Consider the following 10970-nt stretch of genomic DNA (forward strand, 5'->3'; position numbering starts at 1 on the left):
TTTTTACCTGTTTTTGTTTCTTTCCTCCAGATACTCCGTAAGCGAAAGTCCGCTTCCGTTTCCTGAAACATAAGCATAGTAGCTCAGAACGAGCGATGCGTCAACTGCGTCTATAACGCCGTTTACGTTTACATCAGCTGCTACCTGCTGCTGATAGTTTGTAAATACGCGCTTATTTCCGCTTGAACGTGCTGCATATTCGGAAAGCACCTTTGATGCGTCAACTGCGTCGATCATCTTGTCGTTGTTAACATCTCCCAGTGCATAGGGCGGATTTTCAACGACCTTTATGGTGCCTTCGGCAACACCCTTTGTGAATATATGCTCCGTCATTGCTGTGCCCTTCTGATCGTACAGGATATTTGTGAAGAGCGGCTGCTCGCCATACTTTGTAGGACCTATCTCATATTTGAATTCATCGCCTACCTGACAGTCCGCAGGAAGAGTAAAGTCTATCTCCCACATAACGCCGTCCTTGCCGTCGTTGTCGCGTCCTGCGGTTACAAGTACGATAAAGTCGCCTGTATCACCTGTCGCCTGTCCGTTGGCAAGCTTCTGTATAGCGGGTCCGCAGTAAGCCTCGCCGACTTTCATTCGCGGATCAAAATACAGATAAATAAGTGTATTGCAGTAAAGTCCGTTTGCACCGTCGACCATAAGCTCTACGTGCGTATTCTTTGTACGTGCATCATCGAGACACACCTCTGTGCTGCTTAAGTGGAAAACAGGTTTTCCCTGAACAGCGCGGGGATAAGTTGTAGTAGTAGTTGTGGTGGTCTCCTCAGCCTTTACCGTAAATCTGCTGATGCCGACATCGAAGCCTTCCGCACTTGTCAGTGAAGTAGTCACAGAAGTAACTGTTGTTGCCGCAGATGAAGCGGTAGTGCTGACACTTGAAGCTGCGGCGGAAGATACTGTAGTCGTAGTAGTTTCTGTTGTAGCTGCTTCTGTGGAAGTAGTAGTAACAGGCGCTGCGGCAGTTGTAGTAGTTGTTGTTGCAGCTGTGGTGCTGACTGTGGTTATTTTTTCATCATCGGGCTCGGCATCAAAATGTACACCGAGGCTCTTGAATGTACAGTATGGCTTTTCAGGATCGTCAAGTGCGAACTTTTCCGCTGTTGATCCTTCATAGCCGTAAATAACACCCTTAAAAACAGGATCATAATTGTTGTTGGCTATGGTACGTCTTCCGCCTTCGATAACGCAGTCGGGGTTCTCTATCCATACTTCTTCAAGCTGTTTACAGAGATTGAAAGCAATGTTACCTATAAAACTGACATTTCTTTCTATTCTGACGCTTGTAATGGCAGAGCCCCTGAAAGCGTTGTGCCTTATAGCAGTTACAGGCAGTCCCGATATGAACAGCGGGATATACACAGAACCTGTTGCTGCTTTTCCTGATACGACTTCAAGGTGATCTCCGTTTACGATCTCGTATGTGACATCGCCGTAGACAAGCTGATTATCGGCGATCCTTGTGCCTTCCGTGATCACTATTTCATTTGCTGCTGTTTCTTCTGCTCTGGCTTCAAATCTACCTGCCGATGCAAGGTTTCCGAACAGCATCAGCGCAGACAGACATACAGCTGCGATTTTCTTGGCTTTCATAATTACCTCCGAAAAATAAAAAATACAAATGATCTTGTCGCTGTAAGTTATTACAGCTTTTCCTTTTCTCCCACGATCCGCGCCCTCGTCCCGACAGTCAATGCATGGTCATAAACGATGAGCTGTTACAATGCATTCGTACAATGTCTGAGCATAACGATCATCAGGGAGTTGAACCCTATGCCGCTCCCGGCATTGCCTGTCTTTAATGCTTCCCTTACGGAAAGACTTTTCTGCATTCGCCCCGCCGTGACTACACCGTGAACTGCTCACATAAGCTCGGTGGACCAGTTGAGTGCCTGTATTTTATTGTCGGTTAAGCGGAACTCCTTTGACATATCATCGATCTTTTTCTGGAGTTTCCTTACGTCTACAGCGCTGAGTATTTTTATTTCGCTCATTCTCGCGCGCCGTGCCGTCTGACTTGCATTGGAAACAATATCATTGTATACAGCGATCTTTACCTTGAGAGCATCTCTCGCGGCAATAAGCTCCGTAATGCTTTTTCCTTCGGAAATAGTCATACAATTCGTCTGATTGATGCGCTTCATGAGCTCCTCGAGCCTTGATACGGCTCCGTCGAGCTCCTTTATGAGAGCCTGCGGATCTTCTGCGGGCTTCTCGTTTTCCTGCACTATCACATTGTTGACGAGTCTGCTTCTGAGCTGTTCTATGTTTCTGTTCAGGTCTGCTCTTTCTTGTAGTGCTTCTGCGAGTTTCATATCATCACTCCATACTATAATGTACTGCTGACAGTGGAGAGCTGAAAATATCTTATTGTACTTGTGTGGGTATTATCTGTTATTTTTTTCTGAACCTTTTAGTTCTCATTCAACTCTGAACCTCTTATCAGAATCATTCTTCCCTTTTCTCAATTATTGTAGTCGTAGAACATTTCGTCTATGAGCTTATCATAGTCGCTGCTGTCTCCGAATGCAGCCCTTATCAGTGCTCCAGCATTCCTGAATGCGAGCCTGAAATATAACCAATCCCCTGATCTGTCATATTTCCTCGTAGAATTGATAAGGTGGTTTTTCTTAAGACAGCCGTATTTCTTTCCCTCCTTCTTGCCGTAACGGCGTAATCTGACCGCAGTCGCGATATCCTCTGCCGCTCTTTTTTCAACAAATCCGCCGATGGCGTCAAATGTTGACTTTTCAGCCCAGAATATACCGCAGTATGCCCCTGTGATCCAAAATCCCAAACGACACAATACCTCATTCGCCCAGATAGGAAATGAATAACGTTCAAACCTTATGGGAGCTCCGCCGCCGATATATTTTCCGCTGTTGAGTCGCCCCAGCACTTCGCGGATAGTACCCTCGGTCATACGGTTGTCGCAGTCAATGGTGATCACGACTTTGCCCCTTGCAGCTTTTATCCCTTTGTTCCTCACAGCAGCTATGCATCTGCTCTCATCTGTCAGTACTCTCGCACCGTTTGCAGCCGCCAGCTCTGCTGTACGGTCTGTGCATCTGTTGCATACGACAATTATCTAAACGCCGCATCTGACATGGGACGCAGCAATTTTTGCATTGTCAATGCACCGTACTACGTACTTTTCTTCATTGTGTGCGGGAACTATTATCGAGACCGTTATATCTTTTGACATTATGAACGTCCTTTCCCCATGGTGTGTTCATATTTCAACTAAATTATACCACTTTTTTTACTACCAGTCAATAGTTTTTAGCTTTTAATACTATATTTAAAAATTAATTTTATATTTTGAAAATATATATTCCCTGTATAGCGTCGTTTCCGCGAAAAACTCGGAAAATTTTTCTATTTATACAGTTTTTACAAATGTTATCAATAACCATATATCAACTTTATTTTTTGTGCAAATCACCGCATTGGGCGTTATAAAAATTAACAATGTGCTTCTCAACAAACTAAGCAATAAGTGATAAGCATATTAAATAATATATTAACACAAATCAGGCATAATCTTGAATAACATTTTAACTTCTCCCTTTTCTTTCCTGTCCGCAGGCTCATAAACAGTCTTTTGTGAAAAATGTCTTTTTTGGCTTGACAAATTTAAGGTTTTATTGTATATTTAAGGTGTGCAGGTGCTGAAAAGCTCCGCACCGCAAAAACAAATTTAATACGAGAGGGGTATTAAAAAATGATAATCAAAAAAATCACAGCAGCAGCTTCTGCTCTTGCTATGTCGCTGGGCGTACTTTCATACGCTCCCGCAGCAGGTCAGCAGGATGCTGTATCGACAGCAAACGCAGCTTCGGGCTATAACTATGCCGAGGCTCTACAGAAGTCAATGTTCTTCTACGAGGTTCAGCAGTCCGGCAAGCTCCCCGAATGGAACAGCGTTGCATGGCGTGCAGACTCAATGGTGGACGAGGACGGAAACGAGACAGATGCAGTTCCCGGCGGCTGGTTCGACGCAGGCGACCACTTCAAGTTCACACTGACGAACGCTTATTCCGCTTCCATTATGGCGTGGGGCTATATCCAGTACAAGAACGCTGTTGACAAGGCAGGTCTCGGTGAGACTTACCGCAACAACATCCAGTGGGGTATGGACTACGTTATGGCCTGTGACAAGGGCGGCGGAGAAATGATAGGCACTATCGGCGACTTCAAGGGCGGCTCCACAGACCATAACATCTGGTGCAGCGCAGAGGTATACCTCCGCAAGCATCACCTTAACAATAATGACTGGAAGAGGCCTTACGATACTATAAAGAATGCTTCCGTAGCAGCTCTTTCGGCAGCTTGTCTCGCAGAGGGCTATATCATATTCAAGGATACTCAGCCCGACAAGGCTGCACAGTACCTCAAGCACGCAAAGGACCTCTTTGAGGGAGCTGACAAGATCAGAGCCTGCAAGGATGTGGGCGGCATGAGCGGAATGTACGATTCATCTTCATGGCTCGACGACTGTATGTACGCTGCTAACTGGCTCTATATGGCTACAGGCGACAAGAGCTATCTCGACAAGATCGAGAAGGACTATATCCCCGACTTCCCGCTGGAAAACCAGTCCACAGACAGAAAGTATACCTGGGGTCTCTGCTGGGACGATACTTCACAGGCAGCCGCTTTCCTCTATGCGCTGAATACAGGCAGCGTGGAATGGAAGGAGCACGTTTCCCACCACCTTGACTACTGGAGTCCTCAGGGCTACGGCGGAAAGAAGGTAGACTACACTCCCGACGGTCTCGCATGGCTCTTCAACTGGGGCAGCGCACGTCACGCAACAACTACTGCTTTCCTTGCAAAGCTTGCAAGCGATACATTATTTAAAGATGACGCCACACTTTCAAAGAAATACGATGAATGGGCAAAGGGTCAGATGGACTATGTATTCGGCGACAACGGTCTGAAGATGAGCTATGTCCTCGGAATGGGCGACAATCAGCCTACTGCATTCCACCACAGAACCGCTTCGGGTATCCATGACGACCACTGGAATGACCTCGGTCAGAAGTCGGGCGGCAGCGAGGGCTGGCAGACAGAATACGCACATACGCTTTACGGCGCACTCGTAGGCGGCCCCGACAAGTCGGGCAAGTATGTCAACGACGTTTCACAGTATCAGTATTCGGAAGTTGCCATCGACTACAACGCAGGCTACACAGCTTGTCTCTGCGCTATGGTCGACGATTACGGCGGAACAACAGACGCTTCGTTCCCGCCTGCCGAGACTCCCAAGTGGGCTGAGTGGGAGGTAGCAGCTGTTATCAACGGTACTCCCGCAGCAAGCTACACAGAGATCAAGGCATGGGCTATGAACCACACGGCATGGCCTGCAAGAGTCGCAAAGGACGTTGAGTACAGATACTTCTTCGACGTATCAGAGGTACTCGACGCAGGTCTCTCTGTTGACGATATCAAGGTAGAAGGCAAGTCGCAGCAGTATGAGAGCGGACAGGGACACGCTACGGTTACGGGTCCTCACAAGTACGAGGGCGATCCTACAGGAAACACATACTATGCAAGCATCAAGTTCGACGACGGCAGAGCTATACAGCCTACAGGTCAGAGCGAGCACAGAGATGAGGTACAGTTCAGGATATCCATACCCGATGCAATTGACGGCAAGTCAACGGCAGGCGCTTGGGATACATCAAACGACTGGTCTTACCTCGGCGGTCTTGCAAAGGCTTCAGACCTCAAGAAGGCTGACTCACTCAACGAGCATATGCCTATGTACGTTGACGGCGAGATCGCATGGGGCGAAGAGCCCGACGGCACAAAGTTCACTGTAAAGCCCTGCACAAAGAACGGGAGTAGTGAGCCGTCCCCAACAACCACAACTACCTCAGCAGCAACTACAACCACAACAAGTACAACAACTTCTTCAACAACTACAACTACAACAGAAACAACTTCTACAAGTACTTCAACAAGCAGTTCAGCGACTTCAACAAGTACTACATCCGACGGAAAAGCCACTGATAGTGTTACCAAATGGGGTGACGCTAACTGTGACGGCGGAGTCGATATGGCAGATGCTGTCATAATCCTTCAGGCTCTCGCAAATCCCAATAAATACGGTGTAAACGGTACTGACGAGAAGCATATCACAGAGCTCGGAATACTCAACGGCGACGTTTACGAGAATGGCACAAAGCTCACAAACAATGATGCTCTTTCCATTCAGAAGTACTGTCTGAAACTCATTAAAGAGCTTCCGGAAAAATAAATAATTAATTCATAATTAAGAAATAAGAGGGAAATCGTTCCCTCTTATTTTTTTTACTTTTTTGTGGAATGTGTACAAAGTATTAAGAACCTCATTAGGGAAATACACGAAATTCCAGAAAACTATTTACTTTTTTTTTTCGATATAATATAATATGATTGATGAATGGGCAACGGTGCAAGCTCCCGTTGGGAGAGCCTATTTTTCGCGGATTACAACAGATATAACCGCAATGTTTGCACTGGCATTGCGTTATAAAATATTTAAAATATCAGGGAGGGTATTTAAAATGCACAAGAAAACAAAGAAGATTCTTGCAAGCGTTATGTCAATGGCAATGCTCGTTCCATCGACTGTTGCTGCTATCACACCTATGACTGCTTCTGCCGGTCTGGTTGTTGGTGAGAGCACATTCGACCACAAGGCTCTGCCTTGGCACACTTGCGAATCAAGCCCTGCTAAGCAGGATTTCGACATTGACGACGGAGCATTCCACGTAATCGTTAAGGTTCCTCAGGGAGCTGACAAGGAAAAGTGGGATCTTCAGGTAAGACACAGAAACCTCAACTTCAAGTCAGGCCACGAGTATAAGGTAAGCTTCAGAGTTAAGGGCAGCAGAGCCGGTATGGAGCTTTGCTCAAAGATTGGTAATATCAAGGGTGACGAAGAGTATTTCGAGCTCGACGGTCAGACAAACGATATGCACATGGGTCCTCACATGGGTGGTAAGTGGCCTAACGCTGCTGTAAAGCTCACAACTGACTGGCAGGAATTCGAGGGTACATTCACTCCTACTCAGGACCTCGAGGCTTGCGAGTGGTGCTTCCACTATGCAAAGGGTACTAAGTATCAGGGTAATGCACAGGAAGGCGACGAGATCTGGTTCGACGATATGGTTATCGACTGTCTCACCTGCGGCGACAAGGCTCCAGGCAAAGACTGCTGCAACTCAGATCCTAACGAGTCATACGGCGCTACAAACCGTGACTACGCTGCTAACTTTGATGAGAACCTCAAGAAGGGCGGCAAGACCGTTAACTTCATTTCTGTAAACCAGATAGGTTACTTCACAAATTACGCCAAGATCGCTACACTCGGCGACAACAAGGGTGATATCCTTTACGGCGCTACAACTATCGACCTTTCAGGTTCATACACATGGAACCTCGTTGACGCTAAGTCAGGTCAGGTCGTTGAGACAGGTACTACAGGTTCTGTAACAAAGGACGCTGATTCAGGCGACTCTGTTTGCAAGATCGACTTCTCAAGCTTCAAGACACCCGGCAGATACTACCTCCAGATCGACGGTAAGGACTGGAGATCATTCGAGTTCAATATCGGTGATGATATCTACTCGGATTCTTCACACGATATGCTCAAGAACGCTCTGAACTACTTCTATCAGAACCGTTCAGGTCTTGATATCGAGTCACAGTACATCACATCAGGTGATACAAGCACTCTCGCTCATAAGGGCGGTCATAAGACAGATAAGGCTTACGTTCAGAAGATCTGGAAGAACGAGTACTTAGAGAAGACAGAGGCTACAAGCACATACGCTTCATCTACGATCACAGCTAACAAGGGCTGGTACGATGCAGGCGACCACGGTAAGTATGTTGTTAACGGCGGTATCTCTGTATGGACTCTCCAGAATATGTACGAGAGAGCTTTACACAATGAAAATACAAAGAAGAAGTTCGCTGACGGTTCAGGTACAGTAAATATCCCTGAGAGCGGCGACTCAAAGAAGATCCCGGATATCCTCGACGAGTGCCAGTACGAGCTCGAGTTCATGACAGCTATGAAGGTTGATGCTTCTGAGCCTACATGGGGCAAGTATGCAGGCATGGTTTACCACAAGCTCCATGACCACAAGTGGACAGGTCTTGCTACAAAGCCTTGGGATTACGAGGAAGAGTGGGGCACAGAGCGTATAGTTAAGCCACCTACGTTCGCTGCTACACTGAACTATGCTGCTTGTGCTGCACAGGCTGCAAGACTCTTAGAGCCATATGACTCAGAGAAGTCAGCATTCTACCTCAAGGAAGCTAAGGCTGCTTATGAGGCTGCTGAGAAGAACTGGTATAAAGCAGATGCTGACGAAGAGCATAACGAAAAGTCACTCTACGCTCCTATGTATCAGGCAAAGGGCGGCGGACCTTACGGTGATAACGAGGTTAAGGACGATATGTACTGGGCAGCTTGCGAGATCTTCGTATCTGCAAAGGCTCTCGGCGACTCTGACGCTGACACATATCTCAGCAAGCTTTCTGAATACGAGAACGCTTTCAAGGTTACTACAAGAATCACCGGCGGTGAGAACGCAAGCGGCGAAGGCTCATTCACCACATTTAACTGGGGTAATACTGCTTCAGCTGGTTCACTCACACTCGCTCTCAATAAGGAATACCTGACAGAGGCTCAGCAGAAGACTCTTAACGATTCTATCACAAAGGCTGCTCAGGAATACATCGACGAAGAGGATGCTCAGGGCTACGGTATCCCATACAAGTATGACGGACCCGGATATACAGATCCTAACAACCTCGACGAGAGCATCGTTATCGACGGTTATGAGTGGGGTTCAAACTCCATGGTTATCAACAACCTCATGGTTATGGCTTATGCTTATGACATGACAGGTGATGATACATACATGAACGGTGTTCTGACAGGTATGAACTACCTCCTCGGAAACAACCCGCTTTCATTCTCTTATGTAACCGGTTACGGTACATACAAGGAAAAGAATCCTCACCACAGATATTGGTCTTACGAGCTTGATAAGACTCTGCCTATGGCTCCTGACGGAGTTCTCTCAGGCGGTCCTAACGCAGGTCTCCAGGATCCATATGTACGTGCTCTCGGATTCGTTCCCGGTAAGAAGGGTAACCCGTCACAGAGATGTTTCGTTGACTCAATAGAAGCATGGTCCACAAACGAGGTTACAATCAACTGGAACGCTCCTCTTGCTTGGATCGCTGAATTCCTCCAGGATAAGGACGAGGAGTATGACTTCAGCAAGACTCCTTCAGGCGAGGATAAGACAACAACCACAACCACAACAACTACATCCACAACTTCCAAGGAGGATAAGACAACAACTACAACCTCTACTAAGAAGAATGAAGATGTTACTGTTACTAAGTGGGGCGACGCTAACTGCGACGGCGATGTAGATATGGCTGATGCTGTTCTTATCATGCAGTCACTTGCTAACCCGAACAAGTACGGCGTTGGCGGTACAGATTCTAAGGCTATCACAGAGCAGGGCAAGGCTAATGCTGACGTTGATACAAGCAGCAAGGGTCTTACTTCAAACGATGCTCTCCGCATCCAGGAGTTCCTCCTCAAGAAGATCTCTACTCTTGATCCTACTAAGTAATTCTTAGTAATCATTATCAATAAAATAAAGCGGCGCTTCGGCGTCGCTTTGTTTTTAAGGAGGCGGTATTCTGGCTAATATACTTGATTATCTCGACTGGCGCGGTGATGTCCCCTTCTCTGCCGATCCCTTCAACGAGATCGACGGAATGATATTGTCGCAGCTGGGCTATGTTCATCTCGGAGGAGTTGTCCCCGAGAGCTTCGACGAGGAAATTTCCATACCCGACGCCTACCGCAGGTACAGACCCGACGATGTGGACGTGAACAAACGCATACTCACCTTTGAACAGGATAATACCCTTTTCAGAAAGCTGGCTGAGTCAAGGCGCTTCCGCGGCACTACTCTGCGCGGTTTTGTCTGTCATGTGGAGTCAGACGAGGATATGCAGTTTTCTGCACTTACCTGCCGTCTGGACGACGGAAGCGGTTTTCTCGCATTCAGAGGTACCGACGGTACTGTAGTTGGCTGGAAGGAGGACTTCAACCTCAGCTTCATGCAGCAGACCGCAGGACAGGAACGTGCTATTGAATATCTCAACACCGCTTTCGGCAGCGACGACCAGCCCATAAGGCTCGGCGGCCACTCAAAGGGCGGAAACTTCGCAATATTCAGCTCTCTCTACTGCAATGAGCAGATCAGGGACAGGATAGTGAATATCTATTCCTATGACGGTCCCGGATTCAGGGACGAGGTCATAGGGTCGGAAGTTTATAAAAATATGCTGCCAAGAATAAAATGCTTTATACCGCAGGTCTCTATCGTCGGTATGCTGCTCGGAAACAGCTCCGAGCCGAAGATAGTCAAAAACTCTGCCATTGGCATAAAGCAGCACTTTGCCTACAACTGGGAGCTTAAGCGCAACCGCTTTATCCTTGCGGATAAGCTCAAAAAGTCGGGCGATGTCATAAACAAGGCTATATCGGGTATGCTGGAGGATTTCAGCGACACCGAGCGTGAGATATTCACGGAATCGCTGTTTGAGATATTGCAGGCTCCCGACAAGGAAACTCTCAAGGAGCTGACCAAGCTCCGTTCATACCCGTCTATAATCAAGGCGATATCAAAGCTCAAACCCGAGCAGCAGGCGGTAATGAAGGAGGCTTTCCGTAAAATAGCCCAGAACGGCAAAGGAGCTTTCTTTAAATAACCAAAAAGGCTTCACGGAATAACCGTGAAGCCTTTAAATTAGCTTATTAATGATCAAACACCGTACTTAGCTGTAGCAACGGGAACACCAGGGCCCATTGTTGAAGTAACTGTGCAGCTCTTGAGGTAAGTACCCTTAGCAGCAGCAGGCTT

Annotated in this window: 6 protein-coding genes and 1 pseudogene; 3 read left to right on the forward strand and 4 right to left on the reverse strand. The window is 47.2% G+C overall.

Going from position 1 to position 10970, the window contains the following annotated elements:
* Positions 1 to 3: 3 nt before the first annotated feature.
* The 3 genes from Q0R37_RS07995 to Q0R37_RS08005 all read right to left on the reverse strand — a co-directional run bounded on the left by Q0R37_RS07995 (position 4) and on the right by Q0R37_RS08005 (position 3103).
* Positions 4 to 1608 (reverse strand): dockerin type I domain-containing protein, encoded by a 1605-nt coding sequence (locus Q0R37_RS07995; protein ID WP_294753152.1) that lies wholly within the window; start codon positions 1606 to 1608, stop codon positions 4 to 6.
* A gap of 269 nt (positions 1609 to 1877) precedes the next feature.
* Positions 1878 to 2330 carry a DIP1984 family protein gene (locus tag Q0R37_RS08000; protein ID WP_294753154.1) on the reverse strand — a complete coding sequence of 151 codons (453 nt, stop codon included), beginning with the start codon at positions 2328 to 2330 and terminating at the stop codon, positions 1878 to 1880.
* Between the two features lie 149 nt (positions 2331 to 2479).
* The gene (locus tag Q0R37_RS08005; protein ID WP_366517410.1) at positions 2480 to 3103 is read right to left on the reverse strand and encodes a glycosyltransferase; all 624 of its coding nucleotides are present in this window, start codon (positions 3101 to 3103) and stop codon (positions 2480 to 2482) included.
* A gap of 636 nt (positions 3104 to 3739) precedes the next feature.
* Here Q0R37_RS08005 and Q0R37_RS08010 point away from each other — a divergent pair.
* From Q0R37_RS08010 to Q0R37_RS08020, 3 genes are all read left to right on the forward strand, one after another.
* Positions 3740 to 6280, forward strand: a complete 2541-nt coding sequence (locus tag Q0R37_RS08010; protein WP_294753155.1) for a glycoside hydrolase family 9 protein — start codon at positions 3740 to 3742, stop codon at positions 6278 to 6280.
* A gap of 289 nt (positions 6281 to 6569) precedes the next feature.
* The gene (locus Q0R37_RS08015; protein ID WP_294753157.1) at positions 6570 to 9668 is read left to right on the forward strand and encodes a glycoside hydrolase family 9 protein; all 3099 of its coding nucleotides are present in this window, start codon (positions 6570 to 6572) and stop codon (positions 9666 to 9668) included.
* A gap of 148 nt (positions 9669 to 9816) precedes the next feature.
* Positions 9817 to 10818 carry an Mbeg1-like protein gene (locus tag Q0R37_RS08020; protein ID WP_294753159.1) on the forward strand — a complete coding sequence of 334 codons (1002 nt, stop codon included), beginning with the start codon at positions 9817 to 9819 and terminating at the stop codon, positions 10816 to 10818.
* A 53-nt stretch (positions 10819 to 10871) separates the two neighbouring features.
* Here Q0R37_RS08020 and Q0R37_RS08025 read toward each other — a convergent pair.
* Positions 10872 to 10970 (reverse strand): annotated as a pseudogene (locus Q0R37_RS08025) (50S ribosomal protein L1); the annotation flags it as partial.

This window comes from uncultured Ruminococcus sp. (genome assembly GCF_946415235.1).
In the GTDB taxonomy this organism is placed as follows: Bacteria; Bacillota; Clostridia; order Oscillospirales; family Ruminococcaceae; genus Ruminococcus.